This window comes from Luteibacter sp. 9133 (genome assembly GCF_000800155.1).
Taxonomy (GTDB): Bacteria; Pseudomonadota; Gammaproteobacteria; order Xanthomonadales; family Rhodanobacteraceae; genus Luteibacter; species Luteibacter mycovicinus.
The window spans coordinates 2,935,874-2,956,885 of sequence record NZ_JUHO01000001.1 but is presented as its reverse complement, the minus strand read 5'-3'; the positions used below and the strand labels follow the sequence as shown (position 1 = coordinate 2,956,885).

At 65.3% G+C, this 21,012-nt stretch carries 20 protein-coding genes; 10 read left to right on the top strand and 10 right to left on the bottom strand.

The genetic code is table 11. From position 1 onward, the window contains the following. Positions 1-39 precede the first annotated feature (39 nt). Both FA87_RS12895 and FA87_RS12890 read left to right on the top strand, forming a co-directional pair. Complete coding sequence (locus FA87_RS12895) at positions 40-2,268, top strand: DUF5916 domain-containing protein (RefSeq protein ID WP_043695025.1); 2,229 nt, start codon at positions 40-42, stop codon at positions 2,266-2,268. Positions 2,269-2,343: 75 nt separating this feature from the next. Then, positions 2,344-4,146 (top strand): glycoside hydrolase family 15 protein, encoded by a 1,803-nt coding sequence (locus tag FA87_RS12890; RefSeq protein WP_043695022.1) that lies wholly within the window; start codon positions 2,344-2,346, stop codon positions 4,144-4,146. Here FA87_RS12890 and FA87_RS12885 read toward each other — a convergent pair. The 3 genes from FA87_RS12885 to FA87_RS12875 all read right to left on the bottom strand — a co-directional run bounded on the left by FA87_RS12885 (position 4,143) and on the right by FA87_RS12875 (position 7,250). Then, positions 4,143-5,333 (bottom strand): DUF1501 domain-containing protein, encoded by a 1,191-nt coding sequence (locus tag FA87_RS12885; RefSeq protein WP_043695020.1) that lies wholly within the window; start codon positions 5,331-5,333, stop codon positions 4,143-4,145. The genes FA87_RS12890 and FA87_RS12885 overlap by 4 nt on opposite strands. Positions 5,334-5,341: 8 nt before the next feature. Next, positions 5,342-6,850, bottom strand: a complete 1,509-nt coding sequence (locus FA87_RS12880) for a DUF1800 domain-containing protein (protein ID WP_043698120.1) — start codon at positions 6,848-6,850, stop codon at positions 5,342-5,344. A gap of 100 nt (positions 6,851-6,950) precedes the next feature. Continuing rightward, on the bottom strand, positions 6,951-7,250 hold the full coding sequence (locus FA87_RS12875) for a hypothetical protein (protein WP_036111635.1): 300 nt from the start codon (positions 7,248-7,250) through the stop codon (positions 6,951-6,953). Positions 7,251-7,348: 98 nt separating this feature from the next. On the opposite strand from FA87_RS12875, the gene FA87_RS12870 reads away from it, so the two are divergent. Continuing rightward, entirely contained in the window at positions 7,349-7,945 is a 597-nt protein-coding gene (locus tag FA87_RS12870) for a class I SAM-dependent methyltransferase (RefSeq protein WP_043698117.1), read from the top strand. On the opposite strand, the gene FA87_RS12865 is transcribed toward FA87_RS12870, so the two are convergent. Next, entirely contained in the window at positions 7,942-8,721 is a 780-nt protein-coding gene (locus FA87_RS12865; RefSeq protein WP_043695017.1) for a CPBP family intramembrane glutamic endopeptidase, read from the bottom strand. The genes FA87_RS12870 and FA87_RS12865 overlap by 4 nt on opposite strands. Positions 8,722-8,843: 122 nt before the next feature. On the opposite strand from FA87_RS12865, the gene FA87_RS12860 reads away from it, so the two are divergent. Beyond that, the gene (locus FA87_RS12860; protein WP_036111640.1) at positions 8,844-10,421 is read left to right on the top strand and encodes a TerC family protein; all 1,578 of its coding nucleotides are present in this window, start codon (positions 8,844-8,846) and stop codon (positions 10,419-10,421) included. Positions 10,422-10,464: 43 nt separating this feature from the next. Here FA87_RS12860 and FA87_RS12855 read toward each other — a convergent pair whose 3' ends face one another. Next, entirely contained in the window at positions 10,465-10,896 is a 432-nt protein-coding gene (locus tag FA87_RS12855; protein ID WP_052191347.1) for an MAPEG family protein, read from the bottom strand. 103 nt (positions 10,897-10,999) lie between these two features. Between FA87_RS12855 and FA87_RS12850 the strand changes: the two genes are divergently transcribed. Both FA87_RS12850 and FA87_RS12845 read left to right on the top strand, forming a co-directional pair. Next, positions 11,000-11,890: a neutral zinc metallopeptidase gene (locus FA87_RS12850; protein WP_036111642.1), complete on the top strand. Its 891-nt coding sequence runs from the start codon at positions 11,000-11,002 to the stop codon at positions 11,888-11,890. Between the two features lie 10 nt (positions 11,891-11,900). Continuing rightward, positions 11,901-12,245: a YkgJ family cysteine cluster protein gene (locus tag FA87_RS12845; protein ID WP_036111645.1), complete on the top strand. Its 345-nt coding sequence runs from the start codon at positions 11,901-11,903 to the stop codon at positions 12,243-12,245. A gap of 72 nt (positions 12,246-12,317) precedes the next feature. Here the strand turns inward: FA87_RS12845 and FA87_RS12840 are convergent, their stop codons facing one another. Further along, complete coding sequence (locus FA87_RS12840; protein WP_043698114.1) at positions 12,318-14,183, bottom strand: DEAD/DEAH box helicase; 1,866 nt, start codon at positions 14,181-14,183, stop codon at positions 12,318-12,320. A gap of 148 nt (positions 14,184-14,331) precedes the next feature. Between FA87_RS12840 and fghA the strand changes: the two genes are divergently transcribed. Further along, complete coding sequence (gene fghA / locus FA87_RS12835; protein WP_043695014.1) at positions 14,332-15,180, top strand: S-formylglutathione hydrolase; 849 nt, start codon at positions 14,332-14,334, stop codon at positions 15,178-15,180. Next, positions 15,177-15,731, top strand: a complete 555-nt coding sequence (rimJ, locus tag FA87_RS12830; protein ID WP_036111652.1) for a ribosomal protein S5-alanine N-acetyltransferase — start codon at positions 15,177-15,179, stop codon at positions 15,729-15,731. Before fghA ends, rimJ begins: the two co-directional genes overlap by 4 nt. Positions 15,732-15,773: 42 nt before the next feature. Here the strand turns inward: rimJ and FA87_RS12825 are convergent, their stop codons facing one another. The 3 genes from FA87_RS12825 to FA87_RS12815 all read right to left on the bottom strand — a co-directional run bounded on the left by FA87_RS12825 (position 15,774) and on the right by FA87_RS12815 (position 18,415). After that, positions 15,774-17,186, bottom strand: coding sequence for a DEAD/DEAH box helicase (locus FA87_RS12825; RefSeq protein ID WP_043695013.1), 1,413 nt, complete (start codon positions 17,184-17,186; stop codon positions 15,774-15,776). 228 nt (positions 17,187-17,414) lie between these two features. After that, a complete protein-coding gene (locus FA87_RS12820) occupies positions 17,415-18,077 on the bottom strand; it encodes a class I SAM-dependent methyltransferase (RefSeq protein WP_036111657.1) in 663 nt (220 codons plus the stop codon). Positions 18,078-18,139: 62 nt separating this feature from the next. Further along, positions 18,140-18,415, bottom strand: a complete 276-nt coding sequence (locus tag FA87_RS12815) for a hypothetical protein (protein WP_036111659.1) — start codon at positions 18,413-18,415, stop codon at positions 18,140-18,142. A gap of 128 nt (positions 18,416-18,543) precedes the next feature. Here FA87_RS12815 and FA87_RS12810 point away from each other — a divergent pair, with 128 nt between their 5' ends. Together FA87_RS12810 and FA87_RS12805 are read left to right on the top strand one after the other, a co-directional pair. Beyond that, the gene (locus FA87_RS12810) at positions 18,544-19,779 is read left to right on the top strand and encodes an MFS transporter (RefSeq protein ID WP_043695010.1); all 1,236 of its coding nucleotides are present in this window, start codon (positions 18,544-18,546) and stop codon (positions 19,777-19,779) included. 53 nt (positions 19,780-19,832) lie between these two features. After that, positions 19,833-20,321 carry a peptidylprolyl isomerase gene (locus tag FA87_RS12805; protein WP_036117288.1) on the top strand — a complete coding sequence of 163 codons (489 nt, stop codon included), beginning with the start codon at positions 19,833-19,835 and terminating at the stop codon, positions 20,319-20,321. 142 nt (positions 20,322-20,463) lie between these two features. Here FA87_RS12805 and FA87_RS12800 read toward each other — a convergent pair whose 3' ends face one another. Continuing rightward, entirely contained in the window at positions 20,464-20,916 is a 453-nt protein-coding gene (locus FA87_RS12800) for an organic hydroperoxide resistance protein (RefSeq protein ID WP_043695007.1), read from the bottom strand. Positions 20,917-21,012 lie beyond the last annotated feature (96 nt).

The window sequence follows — 21,012 nt, the reverse complement described above, 5'->3', positions numbered from 1 at the left end:
GGCATCCTATGCCGCAAGATGTCACGATCCGGACCCCGCATGCACCGTCGCCTCGCCCTGTTTGCCACGCTCCTCTTCGCTGCGGCGGCCGCCCATGCCGAGGTGACGATCGACGGTCATATCGACCCGGCCGAATGGGCGGGGGCGAAGCGGATCACGGATTTCCGCGACACCCAGCCGATGAACGGCAAGCCGGGTAGCCAGCCGACCGAGGCCTGGGTGATGTCGACGCCCAAAGGACTGGCCGTGGCTATCCGGGTCACCCAGTCCGCCGACATCCCACGCTCGCGTCAGCAGACCCGGCGCGACGAGGATGCGATGGTCGATCGCGTCAATGTCATGGTCGACTTCGACGCGGACGGCCGTGTCGGTTACGACTTCGAGGTGCGGTCGCAGGGCGGCGTGGCCGACGAGGTGATCACCAACGAATCCGATTTCAGTTACGACTGGGACGGGCGCTGGGATCACGCGGTCAGTGAGGACGCGGACGGTTATTCGGTGGAGATCCTCATCCCCTGGTACATCGCGCCGATGCGCAAGGCGAGCGGCGATACGCGCACGATCGGTCTGTATGTCGACCGTGTGATCGCCGCCACGGGAGAGCGCATGGCATGGCCGGCGATCGCGTTCGATCGCGGCAGGTTCCTCTCCAGTTTTCAGCGCATCGAGGTGCCGGCATATTCGCAGTCGCTGTTCGCCATCACGCCTTACGTGGTCGGCAAGGTGGATCGCGCGCACGGCGGCACGTCGTTCGAGCAGGGCGCGGACATCCTCTGGAAACCCAATGGGCAGACGCAGCTCACGGCCACGATCAACCCCGATTTCGGCCAGGTCGAGAGCGACGACCTGGTGGTCAACTTCTCGCCCGAAGAAACCTTCTTTACCGACAAACGCCCGTTCTTCACCGAGAACCAGGGCATCTTCGACTTCAGCCTGCTCGACGACTATTCGCAGTTGGTCTACACGCGCCGGGTGGGTGGTGCGGCGGATGACGGCAACGGTGCGGCCGATATTTCCACGGCGGTGAAGGTGAACGGCAGCGTGGGTTCGACCAGTTACGGCATCCTCGCCGCGCAGGAAAAAGGCGACGCGGGCCGCACGTTCGGTGCTTTCCGTCTGCTGCAGAACGCGGGCACCCAGTCATTCGGTCTGCTCGCCACGCGAGTCAACCACCCGTATCTCGACCGCGACGCCAACGTGCTTGGCCTGGATCATCGCTGGCAGCCGAACGAGCGTTTCACCATCACCAGCAACGTGGTCGGCAGCAAGATCGACCAGCCGCGCAACAACAGCGACGGCCTGGGCGCGACCAGTATCGCGTTCTGGGAAATGAACGATGTCTGGAGCCAGCAGTGGCTCGGTATGTACTTCGGCAAGCGACTGGACATCGACGACTTCGGCTACCTGCCTCGCAGCGACATGGAGTATCTGCATTGGGAAGTGAGGCAGCGTCAGGCCAATCTGCCGGCCGACTCGGCCTACGCCTCGCATCTGTGGCGGTATCGCATCTCCGAGCAGAAAAACACCGAGGGCGTGGTCGTGCGGCAGCGTCTTCGCATTCAGCGCAACAGCCAGCGTCGCGATGGCGGCGACGAACTGTGGCGGCTCGATGCCTTCACGGCCGCGTATGACGACCTGCTTACCCGCGGTGGCAACAACCAGCACACGCCACCGACCGCGAAGCTGACCTACGATCGCACCCGCCCGCGTATCGGCCGCTGGGCGTGGGAAGCGGAGGGCTTCGTCAGCGGCAACCAGCTCACCGGCTATCACCGGCTGGGCTATTACTTCAAGTTCACGTCGACGTACTTCGTCACCGATGCGTTCAGCGTCTTCGCGGGCGCGAGTTACGAATGGGACCCGAACTGGCTGATCTGGCAACACGACAACCTCGTCGGCGCGTATGACGGCCGTACCGTCGGCCTCGACAGCGGCCTCAACTGGAATCTCGGTAACAAGCAGGAGCTCCGCGTCAAACTGCAGACCCTGGCGGTGGGCGCCAAGCTTCGTCGTCGCCTGGAGATCACGCCCACCGGCGCGGCGGTCGACAGTGATGAACCGGTCGACGGTCTCGGCGTGGCCAACCTCGGCTTCCAGATCCGCTATCGCTACGAGATCGCGCCGCTGTCGAACCTCTACGTCGTCTATAACCGCGGCGGCTACGCCGAGGATACGGATGACGAACTCGACGGGCAGTTTCGTCGTGGTTTTGGCCTCAAGGACGTCGAGGAAGGGCTGATCAAGGTGGCTTACCGCCTCGAGTTCTGAGCCTCGCCTTCACATGGGTTGTGGCCTCCTCCTGCTATGCCACGACACACGACCCCATCCGAGTCACTCAATCCCGTGCCCGGCCGGACCATCGGCGAGCACGGTATCGTCGGGAACCTCGATACCACCGCGCTGGTCGCCAGCGACGGCACCATCGACTTCATGTGCTGGCCGCATATGGACAGTCCCACGGTGTTCGCCGGACTGCTCGATCCGGAGAAAGGTGGCGAGTTCACCGTGACGCCCGACCTTTCCGATGCGCGCACGATTCAGCTCTATGTCCCGGAAACGAACATCCTTATTACGCGCTGGATGGCGGAAGCGGGAAGCGTCGAGCTTACGGATTTCATGCCGCACCCGGACACGCAACCGCGCGTGGCCAACTGCCTCCTCCGATGCGTCCGTGTGCCTCGGGGCAAGGTAGTGATCCGTGTGCGCTGCCGGCCGCGCCTTGCGTATGCGAGGCATGTCCCGGAGGTCTCGGAATACGGTGATTCGGTGGTATTTCACGATGGGCCTCAGTCGCTGCGCCTCGCCGCGAGCGTGCCGCTTCTGATCGAAGAAGGCGAGGGCGCCGTGCACGCCGAGTTCGAGCTGAACCCCGGCGAAGAAGTCTGGTTCATGCTGGGCGACGAAGCCCATGACCCCTACGATGAAGCCGAGTGCCGCGCCGCCTTCGACAGCACGGCGGAGGCCTGGCGCCGATGGACGCGTCGCTCGACCTATCGCGGCCGCTGGCGCGAGCGTGTCGACCGTTCAGCGCTGGTGCTCAAGTTGCTGACGTCGCACCGGCATGGTTCCGTTGCCGCCGCGGCCACGTTCGGTCTGCCGGAAGCCACCGGCGCCGGGCGCAACTGGGACTACCGCGCGACGTGGATACGCGACGCGTCTTTCACCGTGTACGCCTTCATGCGTCTCGGCTACATCGACGAGGCCGAACACTTCCGCCGCTGGATGGAAGCGCGGCTGGCCGATCTGGATCGGCATTCGGCGTTGCGCATCATGTATGCCATCGACGGTGAGGAAGCCGAGGACGAGGACGTGCTCGACCACCTCGCGGGGTATGCGGGGTCGCAACCGGTGCGCATCGGCAACGCCGCGCGCACGCAGACCCAGCTGGATATCTTCGGCGAGCTGATGGACAGCCTGTATCTGGCCAACAAGTACGGCCGAGCCATCAGCCGTGCCGGCTGGCTGCACGTCGTCCGCATGGTCGACCATGTCAGTCGTCACTGGAAGGATGCCGACGAGGGCATCTGGGAAATGCGTGGCGGCAAGCAGCATTTCCTGCACTCGCGGCTGATGTGCTGGGTGGCGCTGGATCGCGCGGTGCGCCTTGCCGGTAAACGATCCCTGCCAGGGCCCATGGTCGAATGGGCGACGGAGCGGGACCGTATCGCCGAGGATATCTGGAACAATTTCCGGCATCCCGAGCATGGCTACTTCGTGCAGACCAAGGGCGGTAAGGATCTCGATGCGGCGCTACTGATGATGCCGCTGGTCCGCTTCGTCTCGGCGACGGACCCGGTATGGCTGGCGACACTGGATGCGATTCGCGATCAGCTGACCGACGATGGTCTGGTCTTCCGCTATCGCAATGCCGATGGCCTGGAAGGCGGCGAGGGCGCCTTCACGACCTGCACGTTCTGGTACGTCGAGTGCCTCGCACGTGCCGGCCGTCTGCACGAAGCGCGCGAGGTCATGGCGCGCGGGGTGCTGTACTCGAATCACCTCGGACTGTTCTCGGAAGAACTGAGCCTCCGCGCGGAGCAGCTGGGCAATTTTCCTCAGGCGCTCACGCATCTGGCCTTCATCAGCGCGGCTTATTATCTCGATCGCCAGCTGACCGATCCGGAGGGGCAGGTCTGGCAGCCTTAGACCAGCTGCAGATCGCGCGGCTTCGCACCGGGGAAGACCCGTGCGAGGTCGGCGTCGGATAAGGCGTACATGCGACGCAGCATGCCGCCGAGTACGTCGCGATAGTTGTTGAGCACCGGGTAGTCGCGATTCTGCAGGAGGTTCTGCGCATTGACCGCCACTTGCTGGCCGGTGATCCGGCCACCGTGCACCTTTCCGCCAAGCACCCAGTACGTCGTACCGTGGCCGTGATCGGTACCCTTGTTGCCGTTCTCGCGAAACGTGCGGCCGAACTCCGACACGACCACGACGACGGTGTTGTTCCATTCCGCCTCGCCCAGTCCCTCGGCGAATGCCGCCAGACCCTGGCCCAGGTTGTCGAGATTGTTGGCGAGCTGGCCATCCGCGCCGCCCTGGTTGACATGCGTGTCCCAGCCGCCGACATCGACGAAGCCGAGTCGGTAGCGGTCACGCATCAGCGTGGCCATTCGCTGGCCCTGCTGCGCGAACCCGCGTGCGTTCACGGCGCCCCGGCTCGCCGCGACCATCTCCGATTGCAGGTCCTGGGCCACCTGCTGGCGCAGCTGCAGCCCGTCCGTCGCGGCGGCTTGCAGAGGTGTGCCCTGATACATGCCGGCGAGGATCTTCGACTGCCTGTCGTCGAACACCGCCTTGCTGTCGCCCTTGAGCGAGATGTTGGGCACGTCGCCCGCGCCGCGGAACGACAGGGGAAGGGCGTCAGTGAACGCGATGGGCGGTACGCCGCGCAGGACGGACGAGAGCCGGCCCATGAATCCGGAGCCGTAGTCCCGGGCGTCGCCCGATTCGCCGGATTCGATGTTGTCCTGCGTTTCAAAGTGGCTTCGCGAAAGATCGTCGGTGCCGGCGAACGGAATGAAAGCCAGCTGGCGCTGGTCCCACAGCGGTCCCATGCTCTGCGCGACAGCGGGTGCGAGGCCCCAGTTCGCGTCCAGGGCACGCACCGACTTCGGATCGCCCGCCGTGGGTCGTGCCAGCGCGATGGTCGCGCGCGACTCGTAGTAAAAGTCGCTGCAATACGGCACGAGAAGATTGTTGGCGTCGTACCCGCCGCGTAGAAACACGAGCAGAAAGCGTGGTGAACTGGCCGGAGCCGCGAAAACCTTGCCGCCCAGCGTAAGCGCGGGCGCGGTGGCGGCGAGAGCGAGGAGGAACTGGCGGCGATCCATGGGAGGCCTCAGCGGTAGTTGAAATCGGGGGAGGAGAGCAGGAAGGTATTCCACTCCTGTTGCGAGGTGGCCTGGGCCAGCGCGTCGCGTGTCTTCTGACCGAGCCACGGCTCAATCGTGGCGTAGTACGTCGGCGTCGTCAGCTGGGGGAAGCCACCGCGCTGCACCTTGCCATCCTCGTCGACGTCGAACAGATGGTTGGCGCCACTGCCGATCGAACGCGCGATCTCGAAACGCTTCGCCAGCTGACCGGAACTGGACCATTCGGAATCCGAGGTGGGCCAGCCATCGGGGGTGATGCGGCCGAACGGTGCCTGGCCCAGCTGGGTGATCCAGTTCACCAGCGGGCGCGGATTGGCCACCGGTTTTCCGTCATAGGCGAGACGCATCGTGGAGACGAGGAACTGTGTGGGGTCCTTGTAGCGTTTGCCCAGCGACGCGTTGAACTCCTTCGACTCGAGCATGGTTTTCATCACCGCGGCAATGTCGCCATCGGTATGGCTGAACGTCTTCGCCATGGCCTTGACCAGCGCGGGCGGCGGGTCGTCGGCGACGAAATATCTGGCCAGCTTCGTCGATACAAAGGTCGCGCAGGCCGGCTGGCTGACGATCAGGTCGACGGCTCTCTCCACTTCGTCGAAACCGCCGCCCGCTATGTTCCTGCCGAGCAGCCTCTGGTCGCTGAGGTCGTGTCGGTTTGGATTGAATTCGAACACACCGTCCTGGACGTAATACCGCTGCAGGTCCTGCTTTATCTTGCGCGGCTGTCCGTCGAAATTGACACCCACGCCGGTCAGGACGCGGGCGAGGTTCTGTACGTCGTCCTGCGTGTACCCCGAACCCACACCCAGGGTATGCAGCTCCATCAGCTCGCGCGCATAGTTCTCGTTGATCTTGTCGCGGGCGTTCTGCGCATTGTCGAGGTATTCGAGCATCGCCGGGCTCTTCAGTGTGGCAATGACCAGATCGCGGAACTTGCCCAGCGCATGCGGACGGATCGTGTCCTGTTCATAGCTGGCCACCAGCCAGCGCACGCGTCCCTTGTTCTGGAATACGCTGAAGTGGTTCATCCAGAACCACACGAGTTGCTCGCGCAGCTGGTTTTCGTCATAGACCGCGCGCAGCAACTCGGCGGCCTGGGCCTGCTGGGCGTACTGGTTACCCTGCTTCTGGAGCGCTTTCTTGGCGGTCTCCTTCGCATCGCCATCGGGCAGGTCCTTGATATCGCGATACTGATCGCGAACCTGCGCCAGCAGCGCGGGGGCAGGGGTTTTCATGACGTCGAATGAGGCGATCTGCGCCGCGATGGCGGGCGGCAGACTATCGGCCTTCGGATGTAGTTGTTCGTCGAGGAAGCGGCGTCTGCCGACATCGCGAAAGTGCGCCACCGTCGCGGAATCCACGCCGAAGGTCACCCGGTTCAGCCAGGCGACATCGTCCTTCGAGAGCGTGTCGTCACGTGCCATGGCAGGCAGCGTGACGAGAGCGAGCAGGGCGGCCGCGGCCATGGATCGCATGAAACCTCCGTTCTCGGTGCGCATGTCACCTTAAACGGCGAGCCTTTCATGGGGTTTACGCATGAACGTCGCGGTGTCGTGCAACGTTCATGTTCGTGATTCAGATCTCGCTTTCGTCCGGACCGATGAACTCGATGGCCGCTTCGCGGGTTCCCGCGGTTTCTTCGGCGATCTCACGCACGCGCTCACCGACCTTCTCATTGGGCACTTCCACTTCCAGAGTGAAGGTGCGCGAGCCGACGTCGTCCGACAACTCGCTGGAACTGGAATCATCGCGGACGCCCATCATCAGGTCGTCGATTTCCTCGACGCGCTCGACGCGGTCGACGCCATGGATGGCGTTCATCACGTCGTCGAAGATGTCGCGGTCGCCGGTAATGCGAAGCTGGATACGGGGCATGAGAGTCTCCTTTTCGATAAGGTCCGATGCTGCGGTGAGGCATGTATGCCCGAAGTGTACGGCGGGCTACCATGGGCGTTTTCCGCGGCGCCTCGCCCATGACCAAGACCTACGACCAGGCCTATTTCGACAAGTGGTACCGCAGCGCGGAGCACGCCGTGCGCTCGCCGGCCGAGCTCACGCGCAAGGTGTCGATGGTGCTGGGGCAGGCGGAGTTCTACCTGGGGCGGCCGGTGCGCAACGTCCTCGACGTCGGTTGCGGCGAGGCCCCCTGGCGGGCGGTCCTGCGGCGCCTGCGTCCAGGCATCGAGTACCGGGGGCTGGAGGCCAGCGAATACGCCGTGGCCCGTTATGGCCGGACCCGCAATATCGGGCTGGCGCGATTCGGCCAGCTTGCCGAGTTGCGCTTCGACACGCGTTTCGACCTGATCGTCTGCACCGACGTGCTGCACTACCTGAAGCCCGCCGAGATCCGCGCGGGGCTGACCGGCATCGGTGAGATGGCCGAAGGGCTCGTCTTCCTCGAGGTCTATACCCGCGAGGACGATCCCGGCGGTGACCGGGTCGGCTTCCATGGGCGTCCCGCCCGCTTCTACAGGGAGGCGTTCAACGAGGTCGGGCTGATTCCGGTCGGCTCGCAGTGCTACGCCAGCCCGCGTCTGGCCCGGCACGTGGCGGCTCTGGAGACGCTTTAACTACCGGTCGAGGCCGAAAACCAGGCCATGACGGCCAGCCCGTTGTTGGCCGCATGCGCGATATAGGACGGCCAGATCGAGCCGCTGCGCACGCGCAGCCACGCGCAGAAAATGCCCACGAGCACGAGGTTGGGCACGGCATACCAGAGCCAGCCCAGGTCGGGCAGGTGCACGGCGCCGAAAAGGACACCGGAGATGCCGATAGCCCAGCCGTCGCCTGTCAGGTGGCGCAGCCGGGCAAGCAATGCGCCACGGAACAGCACTTCCTCGACCAGAGGGCCGACAAGGACCGCGACGGGAACGAGGGCGACGCGCATGCCGAAGTGCGCCTTGTCCGCGATCTCGGAAACGGTCTGCGAGACGGCATGATCGCCTGCCAGCCACTGGGTGAGCAGCCCGCCCAGCAGCGGCGCGACGAGGCCCAGTACGGTGCCCGCGGCGATAAAGCGCCCGGCTGGCTCGGTGAAGCCCAGCCCGAGTACACCGCCTGATCGCGTGAGGCTGCCCCAGCGGCGTACCACCACATGAATCGTCAGCCAGGCCGAGGCGACGACGGTGAGCATCACCACCACGATGATCCGGTCGGCAGCGTCGGGGACGCCGTCCGGGAACCAGCGGGCCAGGGCATCGGACAGCAGCTTGAAGCCCATCCCGAAGCCCAGCTGCAGGATGAAATAACCGAGGATCGTGAGAACCGCCTCAAGCAGGCCGGGGGCCTGGGCGGGACTGGCGGGAAGGACGGCCGGGGCGGCGGACGAGGGGGAGTCGTGAGGCATGCGGCACCCTAGCGGACGCCCCGCGACAAAAGCAACGGCGCTTCCGGCACAGACCGTCACGTGGCACCTGTATAGTGTTTCGTCCCTAAAGGAGGAAAACTGGCGCCTCGACGCGCCGTCCCATGTTCGCATTCGACTGGCTTGCCGACCCTTCGGCCTGGGCGGGTCTTCTCACGTTGATCGTGCTGGAGATCGTGCTCGGTATCGACAACCTCGTCTTTGTCGCGATCCTCGCCGACAAACTGCCCGCCCGCCAGCGCGACCACGCGCGGCTGTTGGGTCTTGGCCTCGCGCTGGTGATGCGCCTGTGCCTGCTCGCCGCCATGTCCTGGCTGGTGACGCTGACGACACCCCTCTTCAACTGGAACGGTTTCGGCCTGTCCTGGCGGGATCTGATCCTGGTGATCGGCGGCGCCTTCCTGTTGTTCAAGGCGACGCTGGAGCTGCATGAACGGCTCGAAGCCGACGACGACGATGGCGGCAAGGCCGGCCGCCGGGCGAGCTTCTGGCTGGTCGTGGCGCAGATCGTCATCCTCGACGCCGTGTTCTCACTGGATTCCGTGATCACCGCCGTCGGCATGGTCGACCATCTGTCGATCATGATGGTCGGCGTGGTCATCGCCATGGCCCTGATGATCACCGCCAGCAAGCCGCTGACCACCTTCGTCAACGCGCGTCCGACGGTGGTGATCCTGTGCCTGTCCTTCCTGTTGATGATCGGTTTCAGCCTGATCGCGGAAGGTTTCGGCTTCCACATCCCCAAGGGTTACCTGTACGCCGCGATCGGCTTCTCGATCATGATCGAGGTGTTCAACCAGACGATGCGGCGTAATCGTCATCGTTCCCTCCTGGTCGGCGGGCGCGCCATGCGCGACCGTACCGCCAAGGCCGTCCTGCGCCTGCTCGGGGGCCGGTCGGACGAGGAGGGCGAGAACGGCAAGCACGAGGCGCGCACGGAGGCGTCCGAGGCGGCGGTGTTCGGTCAGGACGAACTGGAAATGGTCCAGGGGGTACTCGACCTGTCCCAGCGACCGGTGCGTTCGATCATGACGCCGCGCACCGAGATCGTCTGGGTCGACCCGGGCGAAGACCTGACGACACTGCTGACCGAGGCGCGCGAGTCCGCGCACCACTGGATGCTGGTGGCGGAGGGCGATCTCGACCAGCTCGTGGGCGTGGTTTCATCCCGCGACCTGCTGGCCAGCCTGGCCGATCACGGGCGACTGGAGACGGCGCAGTTCGTCCGCAAGCCGATCACGGTGCTGGAATCGCTGAGCGTGCTCCGCCTGATCGACGAGTTCCGTCGCGCGCCGCTCCAGATGGCGCTGGTGGTCGATGAGTACGGCAGCATCCTCGGCCTCGTGACCCCGGCCGACGTCCTCGAGGTGATCGCCGGTGAATTCCCGGACGAGACCCGCGAGGGCGATCCTTCCGCGGTGAGCGAGCCGGACGGGGCGTGGCTGCTCGATGCCAGTCTCGACGTGCGTCGGGTCGAGCACCTGCTCAGCCATCGCTTGCCGGGCTCGGCCGACGGCAACTTCTCCACGCTGGCCGGCTTCGTGCTGTCGCAGCTGGGCCGCCTGCCGGCCGCCGGCGACCGCTTCGAGGTCGACGGCTTCGAGTTCGAGGTGACCGCGATGGAAGGTGCCCGCATCCAGCGCGTCCGGGTGCTGGCGCTGGCGCGGGACGACGAAGACTGAGCAGCGCGTCCGGGGACGGATCGTCCCTTCCCGGATTTGCCGTTTATGCGCCCGTCGTATCGTTCACCGGCGGCGACGCGTTGTTTTCCATGATCGCCATGCCCATGCCACCGGCCGCCATCAGCATCAGCGCGGCCCAGGCGACCATCGAGACCAGGTATCCCGGGCCGCGGCGCGAGGCATCGCGTACGTAAGCCAGCGCATACCACACACGCCCCGCGAGCCAGACCAGGCCGGCGATGCCCGCCCACAGCGGATCGACGTACTGGGCGGCAAGCCACAGCGCCGGGATGAACATCACGGCGTTCTCGAGCGTGTTCATCTGGACCCGCCAGGCCCGCTCGAACGCCGGGTCGCCGGAGATGGACGGCGCCTTGATGCCATAGCGTTCACGCGCACGGCCTACCATCCATACCGTATAGAACATCAGTAGCAGGGTGAGCAGGGTGACGACGGCAGGAAGCTGGCTTGTCATGAAGCGATCCGGGGACTGAATAACCCGCAAGTTTACCGGCAATGGTCCATGCGATCATGCCGACCGCGTCTCGCTGGAGACGCTTTCAACCGAGGAGATGCCCATGCTCTGGCAAAAAGGCCGTAGAAGCGACAACGTGGAAGACGCTGGCCAGGGCAGTGGTGGCGGTGGAGGTGGCTTCGGAGGCCGCGGCCTGGGTATCGGCGGCATCATCATCCTGGCCATCATCGGCATGGTGTTCTTCAAGGATCCGACGGCCTTGCTCGGCGGCCAGGGCGACCCGGGGACGACGTCGCAGCAGCAGACCCGGCAGGAACCGGCCCGTCAGGTGGGCGACCAGGCCGCGGCCAATGACCCGCAGGTGGACTTCGTCCGCGCCATTCTGGGCGAGACCGAGGACACCTGGGGCGAGGTTTTCGCCGCCAACGGTCAGCAGTACGAGCGGCCGAAGCTGGTGCTGTTCCGCGATGGCGTGCGCACGGCCTGCGGTTCGGCGTCATCGGCGGTGGGACCGTTCTATTGCCCCGGTGACCATAAGGTCTATCTGGATCTCGGGTTCTTCCAGACGATGCAACAGCGCTTTCATTCGGCCGGCGACTTCGCCCGGGCCTATGTCATCGCGCACGAAGTCGGCCACCACGTGCAGAACCTCGTGGGCGTGTTCGACAAGGTCAGCGACGCACGCCGCCGCGGTGCTGCCATGGAAGGGGCCAACGGCCTGTCCGTTCGTCAGGAGCTGCAGGCCGATTGCTTCGCCGGTGTCTGGGCGAACCGGTCCAACCAGCGTCAGCAGTGGCTGCAGCCGGGCGATGTGGAGTCGGCGATCAACGCGGCCTCGGCCATCGGTGACGACACCTTGCAGGAACAGTCGCAGGGGCGCGTCGTGCCCGATTCGTTCACGCACGGCACCTCGGCGCAGCGTGTGAAGTGGTTCAGGACGGGCCTCGAATCCGGTGACATCGGCAAGTGCAACACCTTCTCCGGAACGATCTGACCGTCCTCACATGACGCACCCCTGTCTTCTCTGCGGCGCCTGCTGCGCGACCTTCCGCGTGGCCTTCCATTGGATGGAAACCGATCTCGCCGGCGGCATCGTGCCGTCGGCGCTGACCGAGCATCTCGATCCGCACCGGGTGAACATGCACGGCACGAACGCGTACGAGCCGCGCTGCAAATCGCTCGTGGGTGAGGTCGGCATTGCCGCGCATTGCGGTGTATACGAAGTTCGCCCCTCGCCATGCCACGACCTGCAGCCGGCGTGGGAAAACGGACAGCCCAGTCCGCAATGCGACAAGGCACGGGTGAAGCACGGGATGTCGCCGCTGACGCCCGCGGACTTCGGGCACTGAACGATTCGCTGAAGCAGTCGCTGGAGAAACACCATAAAAAAGGCCCCGTCTCCGGGGCCTTTTTTCCATTCATCAGAAATCGCGCTTCTTCCGTGGCGGCTTACCGCCGCTGGGCCGGTTGCCCTGCGGACGGAAGTTGCCACCACGCGGCGGCGGGCGCGAAGCGCCACCGGCGCCGGCGCCGGCGCCGCTCTGCGGGGTTTCCTTGCCGTCCCACTCGGCGATCTTCAGCTGCTGCTGGGCGACCCACACCTTCTTGAGGTGCGTGAAGGTCTCGGCCGGCATGCCGTCCGGGAGGTCGATCAGGCTGTAGTCGTCACGGATGCTGACGCGGCCGATGAACCTGGCCTCGACACCACCCTCGTTGGCGATGGCACCGACGATGTTGCCCGGCTTCACGCCGTGCTCGTGGCCCACTTCGATGCGGTACGTACGCTTGCCGGCTTCCGTGGTATGCGGACGTGGCTGGCGCATGCCTTCGCGGACCGGGCGACGGTCGCTGAAGTCGCCGCCGTCGCGGGGCGGACGATCGTCGCGCGAGGGACGCTCACGATCGAAGTCGCGGGGCGGGCGCTCGGTGTATTCGCGTTTGGCGGGCGGCTCGAGCAGCAGCGGCTGGTCGCCCTGGGCGATCTTGGCCAGCGCGGCGGCGATCTCGATCGCCGGCACGTTGTGCTCCTGCTCGTATTTTTCTACGAGCTGCTGAAACAGGCCGAGGTCGCCGGTGGCCAGCGTGTCGGAGATCTTCTGGTTGAACTTGTTGACGCGCGTGTCGTTGACCGCCTCGATGGTCGGAAGCTGCATCTGCTCGATCGGCTGGCGCGTGGCGCGCTCGATCTGGCGGAGCAGGTTCTTCTCACGGGGGGTGACGAACAGGATCGCCTCGCCGCTGCGACCGGCACGGCCGGTGCGGCCGATGCGGTGCACGTACGACTCGGTGTCGTGCGGGATGTCGTAGTTCAGCACGTGGCTGATGCGTTCGACGTCGAGACCGCGCGCCGCGACGTCGGTCGCGATGAGGATGTCGAGCTTGCCGGTCTTGAGCTGGTCGATCACGCGCTCACGCTGGGCCTGCGCGATATCGCCGTTGATCGCCGCCGCGGCGAAGCCACGCGCCTGCAGCTTGCTGGCGAGTTCTTCGGTGGCCGACTTGGTACGGGTGAACACGATCATGGCGTCGAAGCTTTCGGCTTCGAGGATGCGGGTGAGCGCATCCAGCTTGTGCACGCCGCTGACCCACCAGTAACGCTGGCGGATGTTGGCCGCGGTGGTGGTCTTGTTCTTGATCGTGACTTCGACCGGGTCTTTCAGATAGGTCTGCGCGATGCGGCGGATGGGCGCCGGCATGGTCGCGGAGAACAGGGCTACCTGACGGCCCTCCGGGGTCGCCTGGAGCAGCTTCTCGACGTCGTCGATGAAGCCCATGCGGAGCATTTCGTCCGCTTCGTCCAGCACGAGGAAGCGCAGCGCGGAAAGATCCAGCGTGCCCTTGTCGAGATGGTCGATGACGCGGCCGGGGGTACCGACGACGATCTGGGCACCGCGCTTGAGACCCTGCAGCTGCGGCCCGTAGCTCTGGCCGCCGTAGATCGGCAGGACCTGGAAGCCAGGCAGGTAGGTGGCGTACTTCTGGAACGCCTCGGCCACCTGGATGGCCAGCTCGCGCGTGGGCGCGAGCACCAGGGCCTGCGGCTTGTTGCCCGCCCGCAGATCGATGCGCGACAGCACCGGCAGCGCGAACGCCGCGGTCTTGCCGGTACCGGTCTGTGCCTGGCCGATGACATCGCGGCCTTCGAGCAGGGCCGGAATGGTCGCGGCCTGGATGGGGGAGGGGGTTTCATAACCCACCTCGGTCAGGGCGCGCACGACGTTAGCGTCGAGCGCGAGCGCGCTGAAGCCGGGCGATGCCGGAGCGTTGTCTGTTTCAGGGGATGACATGGCGACCTCGAAGAGGGGGCGCGACGGCGACATTCGCGCGCCGGCAGTAGCGTTATTGTAGCAGCGATGTGCGCTGTTCGTTGTGGTATGTGGCCACTTGTCACGCCGGCGTTACACTTCCCGGTCAGTTTTCGGATAGGAGAGATGCATGTCGGCGATCGAAACGGTGTCGGAGCAGCGCTGCTTCGGTGGATTGCAGGGCTTCTATTCGCATGAATCCGAGGCGTGCGGCGGCCCCATGCGCTTTGCGGTGTATCTGCCGCCGGCTGCGGAAAACGGGCCGGTGCCGGTGGTCTGTTTTCTTGCCGGGCTCACGTGCACGGCCGAAACCTTCACGATCAAGGCCGGCGCCCAGCGCATCGCCGCGGAACTCGGCCTTGCGCTGGTCATGCCCGATACCAGTCCGCGCGATACCGGCATCGCCGGCGCCACCGGCGACTGGGAGTTCGGCGAAGGCGCAGGCTTCTATCTCGATGCGACGGAGGCGCCCTGGTCGTCCCGCTTCCGCATGTACACCTATGTCGTGGACGAATTGCCGCGCCTTCTGGCGGAACGATTCGCATTCGACATGGGCAGGCAAGGCATCTTCGGTCATTCCATGGGTGGTCACGGCGCGCTGACCATCGCGCTGCGCAATCCGGGCCGTTATCGCTCGGTTTCCGCATTCGCTCCGATCGTCGCCCCGGGCTCCGTGCCCTGGGGTGAGAAGGCGTTTCCTCGCTACCTCGGCGCCGACTGCAAGGCCTGGGCGAAGCACGATGCCACCGAACTGGTCGCCGCCGGCGCGCGCATCGACGGCACGATCCTCATCGACCAGGGTGAAGCCGATGGCTTCCTCGTCAGCCAGCTCCAGCCGCAGCGCTTTGAAGCCGCGTGCGAAGAGGCCGGTCAGAAACTGAAGCTGCGCATGCAGCCGGGTTACGACCACAGCTACTACTTCATTCAGAGCTTCGTCGAAGACCACCTCCGTCACCACGCGAAAGCACTGACCGCATGAGCGAGCCGATCCGCATGCGCACGTCGCGTACGGTGATCCGCCTGCTCGATGTCGAGGAGGCTGACGTCTTGCGACGTTACCGGACCGAGAACCGCGAGCACCTGGCTCCCTGGGAGCCCCTGCGCACGGAGTCGCATTACACGCTCGACGGATGCCGGCTGGCGATCGAAGCCGGACTGGAAGCGGCCCGTGCCGACCGCGGTTATCCCTTCGCGGTACTGACCCCGGATAGCGCGGAGATGATCGCGAGTTTCACGTTCGCGAACGTCGTCCGTGGCGTGTTTCAGGCGTGTCACCTGGGGTATGGCATCGCCCGGCGCCACGAGGGGCAGGGCCTGATGTTCGAAGCGCTGGATGCGGCTATCCGCTATGCGTTTGGCCCTCTGGACTTCCATCGGGTGATGGCCAACCACATGCCGCGCAACGAGCGAAGCGGACGCCTTCTGCAGCGCCTGGGTTTCGAGAAAGAGGGTTATGCGAAGCGTTACCTGAAGATCGATGGCCTGTGGGAAGACCATGTCCTGACCGCGAAGGTCAGGGCGCAGGGATAAGCAGAACCGGCTGTCCGGCCAGGCTTATCCCCGCGCGACCGGTCAGGCCTTGTTGGTCGCCGGACGGCCACCGCGGCCCTGACGGCGACGCTTGTGGCTGCCGGTGTTCTCACCGGTGCCGGCAGCCGAATGACCATGCGGACGATGCGACGGCGGACGACCGCCACCGTTGCCACCACCCGTACCGCCGCCGCCCTGACGTGCCTGGCCGTTGCCGGCCGGGCGACCATTACCGTTGCCGCCGCTCTGCGCACGCGGCTGGCGCTGCTGGCCGCCACCCTGCTTCGGACGCGGCGCACCGGCGTCGAGGCGAAGCGGGGTGCTCGGCTCGAAGCCGGCGATATTGGCGATCTCGAGATCCGTCTTGAGCAGGCGACCGATATCGCGCAGCAGGCCCGACTCATCGTGGCTCACCAGCGAGATGGCTTCGCCCGTCGCGCCGGCGCGGCCGGTACGGCCGATGCGGTGCACGTAATCCTCGGCGACCATGGGCAGGTCGAAGTTGATCACGACCGGCAACTGATCGATGTCGATACCGCGGGCGGCGATGTCCGTCGCGACCAGCACCGTGATGCGGTTGGTCTTGAAGTCGGACAGGGCGCGGGTGCGGGCATTCTGGCTCTTGTTGCCGTGGATCGCGGCGGACTTGATGCCGAACTGCTCCAGGTGACGGACCAGCTTGTCGGCGCCGTGCTTGGTGCGGCTGAAGACCAGCGTCTGTCGACGGCTGTCCTGCGAGAGGATGTGCAGGAGCAGGTCGCGCTTCTTCGCGGCGTCGACCGGGTGCACACGGTGCGTGACCGTGTTGGCGACGGTGTTGGCCGGAGCGGTCGAAATCTCGCGCGGGTTGCGCATGAACTGCTGGGCGAGCGCCTTGATCTCCGGCGCGAAGGTGGCCGAGAACAGCAGCGTCTGACGCTCCTTCGGCACGGCGGCGAGGATGCGCTTGAGCGCCGGCAGGAAGCCCATGTCGAGCATGCGGTCGGCTTCGTCGAGCACCAGCACGTCGACCTTGGACAGGTTCACCGAGCGCTGCTGCATGTGGTCGATCAGGCGGCCGGGCGTGGCCACGACGATGTCGACGCCGCGACGCAGGGCGTGCAGCTGGTTGCCCATGCCGACGCCGCCGAAGATGACGGTGCTGGAGAGCGGAAGATATTTGCCGTAGTCACGCAGGTTGTCCTGCACCTGGGCGGCCAGCTCGCGGGTCGGGGTGAGGATCAGCGCGCGGATCGGGCGCGCCTTCTCGCCACGCACTTCGTTGGCGATGCGCTGCAGAAGCGGCAGAGCGAACGCGGCGGTCTTGCCGGTACCCGTCTGGGCGGCGGCCATGAGGTCGTGGCCGGCGATGACCTGGGGAATGGCGGCCGCCTGGATCGGCGTCGGCTTCTCGTAGCCGGCTTCGGAAAGGGCACGCAGCAACGCGGGCGCAAGGCCCAGCGAATCGAAAGACATGGGGTGGAGCTCCTGCTTGACTCGAGCGTTCCCTGGAACCGCGCTGCGAGTTATGGATTGGCGGCCGCTAACCATGACGAAGACAGCAGGCTGGCCGGTGTCGAGCGCGCTTCCGGGGGTGGGGGAACGGGCGGGAGAATCTCCACGCCGGGGGTCCGCAAGGGAGTCGGAGCGCTTCTCGACTCGCGCAGTATACCTTATTGCGGTGCACAAATGGGGATCGGCGATTCAGCTCCGCCGCGAGGCCGTCATCAGGTAGCTGTTGTAGGGCGTCCGCCCGAACAAGGGGCGGAAATCCACCCGGATCCCCCTGGGCTCCAGCACCCCGCGAATATCCGCCTCGGTCGGGAAGTACTGAGCCCCACCGGGAATCCAGCCGACCGCCTTGATGAATTTTTCCTCCAGCACGGTAGCCCGGTACCGCCACGTACCGTCCCGGATGACGTTGCGCAGGATCAGCACGCCATCTTCGGCGAGGTGGTCGACGGCGAACGACAAAAGGTCCGCCTGACGTTCCCTGGGCAGGTAGTGCAGCACGTCGAGCATGGCGACATGTCCGCGCAGGGGATGTGCCGCCGTGGCGTCGGCTTCGCGCAGCGCGATGGCGTCGCCAAGTCCGGCCCGTTCCGCCGCGTCCCGACCCGTGGCGATCTTGCGCGGGTCGTGGTCGATGCCGACATAACCATCGAGCGCGTCACAGGCATGGAGATAGTGGCCGAGGAGACCGAGCCCGCAACCGATATCCAGCAACGGCAGGCGACGTCCCGAAATGGCCTGGGCGGTGGCCGCATAGACGGGATCGCTGGCCAGCTTGCCGTGGATGTAGAGGCGGTCGCCACGGCGGCTGAAGCGTGAAGCGATCCGGCGTCGGATCCGGGTGTCGGAACTCATGCGGCGAGGTGTCCTTTCCTGAAGGAGGACCGGGCACCATACGCGGCACCCGGTCGTGACGGCTAGTTCTGCTGAGGTCGCTGGCTGCCCTTGGCGATGTAGGCGTCGTACTCGCCCTTATCGACCTTGCCGTCATGGTTGGTGTCGGCCTCGTTGAAATGGGCGCGCATTTCCTTCAGCGCATCGTTGTCCTTGGGCAGGTCGCTGCGTTTGATGGATTTGCCGTCTTTCGAGAGATCGGCGAACGAGGGCGCGCCGCTGTCGCTCTGGGCCATGGCGGTACCGGCACAGAACGCGGTCAGAACGGCAAATGAAACGATGGATCGCGAGTACTTCATGAGTCCTCCGTCTGTCGTGGCGAGAGCACCAGTTTTAGCGATGACCCGTCGCCGGATCGTGAGGTGCCCGTTGGATTTTCGCGCTGTGCTAGCCTCGGCGCGGCCCGAATCTCGTTGAGGAAATTCTCATGCTGCTCCCCGCCGCCCTGCGCGATCTGGACCATACACAGCGACACACCGTGTTGGCCAGCTTCCTGGGCTGGACGCTCGATGCGTTCGATTATTTCCTGCTGACCTTCGTGATCCTTGCCGTGGCTCACGAGTTCAACGTGCCCAAGCAGGAGGTCACGTACGGCTTGTTCCTTACGCTGGCCGCGCGTCCGATCGGCGCTCTGATCTTCGGACGACTGGCCGACCGTTACGGTCGCCGTCCTGTCCTGATGTTCGACATCGTCCTGTTTTCGGTGCTCGAGGTCGCCTGCGCCTTCGCGCCCAGTCTGGGCATCCTGCTTGGCCTGCGCTTTCTGTTCGGAATCGCCATGGGCGGTGAGTGGGGCATCGGCGCCTCGCTGGCCATGGAGTCCATTCCCGCCAGGTCGCGAGGCTTCGTGTCAGGGCTGCTGCAAAGTGGCTACCCGTGCGGGTTCTTTCTCGCCGCTCTGGTCAACTGGCTGCTGGTCGACCATATCGGCTGGCGCGGGCTGTTCATCGTAGGTGCCCTCCCGGCTTTCCTCGTGCTGTACATCCGCCGCAAGGTGCCCGAGTCCCCGGTCTGGGAAGGTCGCCGGTCCAAGGCCAGGGAGAGCGTGTTCGTCTCGATGCGCGGTCACTGGAAGCTCTTCATCTATCTGATGCTGCTGATGGCGGCGTTCAACATGTTCAGCCACGGCTCGCAGGACATGTATCCGACCTTCGTGCAGGAGACGCTGAGGATTCCGGCCGGCTCCGGCACCGCCTTCATGCTCACGGCGCTGCTCAACCTCGGCGCTTTGTTTGGCGGTCTGACCTTTGGCTCGCTCTCGGAGCGGATCGGGCGGCGCAAGGCGATCATCATCGCGGCGGTGCTGGCCATCCCGGTCATTCCGTTGTGGACCTACGGCGGCTCGTTGCTGCTGCTCGGCCTCGGCGCGTTCCTTATCCAGGTGATGGTGCAGGGCGCCTGGGGTGTCGTTCCGACTCATCTCAACGAGCTCTCGCCCGACGCCGTCCGCGGGACCTTGCCGGGCTTCGCCTATCAGATGGGCAACCTGCTCGCGGCGATCACCGCCACCGCGCAGACCTGGCTGGCCGAGCAGCGCGGGGGCGATTTCGCCTTCGCCATGTCGACCTGGATCGCCGTCGTGGCGGCCGTGCTGGCCCTGCTGACCTGGCTGGGACCCGAAGCGCGCGGTGTCGGCTTCGGCAAGGACCGTGACGCCGCGTGACGCCGGGGCCCGCGGCCGGTAAAATGCCGCGTTTTCATCCGGTAGAAACCAACATGCAGGCTGGTAAGGACAAGGTCATCTCGTTCCACTACACGCTCACCGTCGACGGCGAGAAAGTCGAAAGCTCGGTCGAGGGCGGCGAACCGTTGTGGATCCTGCTGGGCCATGGCCAGCTCATCCCGGGCCTGGAAGCGGGCCTCGAGGGCAAGTCGGTGGGTGATACGTTCGACATCGAAATCGCCCCGGAGCAGGGTTACGGCCCGCGTCAGGAAGGCATGACCCAGCGCGTGCCGAAGAAGTACTTCCCTCAGCAGGGCAAGGGCCTCAAGGTCGGCGACTCGACCGTGCTCTCCCTCAAGGAAGGCGGCAACCGCGTTGTCGTGGTGCAGAAGATCGGCTCCAGCGTGGTCGACATCGACCTCAACCATCCGATGGCCGGCAAGCACCTGACCTTCAACGTCGACGTGCAGGTCGTCCGTGACGCGACCGAAGAAGAACTGGCCCATGGCCACGCCCACCCGAAGGGTGACGGCGAGCACTGAGCTTTTGCTTCAGTGCGTTACGACGAAAGCGCCTTCGGGCGCTTTTTTCTTGCCCCCGGGGCAAGGCCGGATCAGCCGGAGAACAAAAAAAGACGGCGCCCTCTGGAGGCGCCGTCTTTTCTCGATCACGTCCGCGCGGCGATTACGCCAGCGACTTGCCATTCACCGACACGTCCACATCGACGTTGCCGCGCGTAGCGTGGGAGTACGGGCAGACATCTTCGTGCGCGGTCTTCACGATGTCCTGCGCGGTGGCGTCGTCGACACCGGGCAGGGTGACCTCGAGCTTGACCTGGATGGCGAAGCCGGAGCCTTCACGCGGGCCGATACCGACGCTGCTGGCGACCGACGCGCCGTCGACCTTGACCTTCTTCTGGCCGGCGACGAAGCGGACCGCGCCCTCGAAGCAGGCGGCATAGCCGGCTGCGAACAGCTGCTCCGGATTGCTGCCACCACCGCTGCCGCCCATTTCCTTCGGCAGGCGGAGGTCGAGCTTGATCAGGCCATCGTCGCTCTCGACGTGGCCTTCGCGGCCGCCGGCGACCTTGGCATGGGCGGTGTAGACGATCTTCTGCACTTTCGAGAGGTTGCTCATGGCGTGTTCCTTTGTCGTGTAAGGGAATCGGGTGCCCGGGGTTGCCGGGCGTGGAACGTATATAAGCACGCAATTAAATCGTGCGCAATCTAATTG

Excerpts from the sequence above, each read along its gene's own strand:
- FA87_RS12805 (WP_036117288.1), top strand. The coding sequence starts at position 19,833 with ATGCAGGCTGGTAAGGACAAGGTCATCTCGTTCCACTACACGCTCACC.
- FA87_RS12825 (WP_043695013.1), bottom strand. The coding sequence starts at position 17,186 with ATGTCTTTCGATTCGCTGGGCCTTGCGCCCGCGTTGCTGCGTGCCCTT.
- FA87_RS12895 (WP_043695025.1), top strand. The coding sequence starts at position 40 with ATGCACCGTCGCCTCGCCCTGTTTGCCACGCTCCTCTTCGCTGCGGCG.
- FA87_RS12870 (WP_043698117.1), top strand. The coding sequence starts at position 7,349 with ATGACCAAGACCTACGACCAGGCCTATTTCGACAAGTGGTACCGCAGC.
- rimJ (WP_036111652.1), top strand. The coding sequence starts at position 15,177 with ATGAGCGAGCCGATCCGCATGCGCACGTCGCGTACGGTGATCCGCCTG.
- FA87_RS12840 (WP_043698114.1), bottom strand. The coding sequence starts at position 14,183 with ATGTCATCCCCTGAAACAGACAACGCTCCGGCATCGCCCGGCTTCAGC.
- FA87_RS12815 (WP_036111659.1), bottom strand. The coding sequence starts at position 18,415 with ATGAAGTACTCGCGATCCATCGTTTCATTTGCCGTTCTGACCGCGTTC.
- FA87_RS12850 (WP_036111642.1), top strand. The coding sequence starts at position 11,000 with ATGCTCTGGCAAAAAGGCCGTAGAAGCGACAACGTGGAAGACGCTGGC.
- FA87_RS12875 (WP_036111635.1), bottom strand. The coding sequence starts at position 7,250 with ATGCCCCGTATCCAGCTTCGCATTACCGGCGACCGCGACATCTTCGAC.
- FA87_RS12865 (WP_043695017.1), bottom strand. The coding sequence starts at position 8,721 with ATGCCTCACGACTCCCCCTCGTCCGCCGCCCCGGCCGTCCTTCCCGCC.
- FA87_RS12820 (WP_036111657.1), bottom strand. The coding sequence starts at position 18,077 with ATGAGTTCCGACACCCGGATCCGACGCCGGATCGCTTCACGCTTCAGC.
- FA87_RS12800 (WP_043695007.1), bottom strand. The coding sequence starts at position 20,916 with ATGAGCAACCTCTCGAAAGTGCAGAAGATCGTCTACACCGCCCATGCC.
- FA87_RS12885 (WP_043695020.1), bottom strand. The coding sequence starts at position 5,333 with ATGGATCGCCGCCAGTTCCTCCTCGCTCTCGCCGCCACCGCGCCCGCG.
- fghA (WP_043695014.1), top strand. The coding sequence starts at position 14,332 with ATGTCGGCGATCGAAACGGTGTCGGAGCAGCGCTGCTTCGGTGGATTG.
- FA87_RS12845 (WP_036111645.1), top strand. The coding sequence starts at position 11,901 with ATGACGCACCCCTGTCTTCTCTGCGGCGCCTGCTGCGCGACCTTCCGC.
- FA87_RS12880 (WP_043698120.1), bottom strand. The coding sequence starts at position 6,850 with ATGCGATCCATGGCCGCGGCCGCCCTGCTCGCTCTCGTCACGCTGCCT.
- FA87_RS12860 (WP_036111640.1), top strand. The coding sequence starts at position 8,844 with ATGTTCGCATTCGACTGGCTTGCCGACCCTTCGGCCTGGGCGGGTCTT.
- FA87_RS12855 (WP_052191347.1), bottom strand. The coding sequence starts at position 10,896 with ATGACAAGCCAGCTTCCTGCCGTCGTCACCCTGCTCACCCTGCTACTG.
- FA87_RS12810 (WP_043695010.1), top strand. The coding sequence starts at position 18,544 with ATGCTGCTCCCCGCCGCCCTGCGCGATCTGGACCATACACAGCGACAC.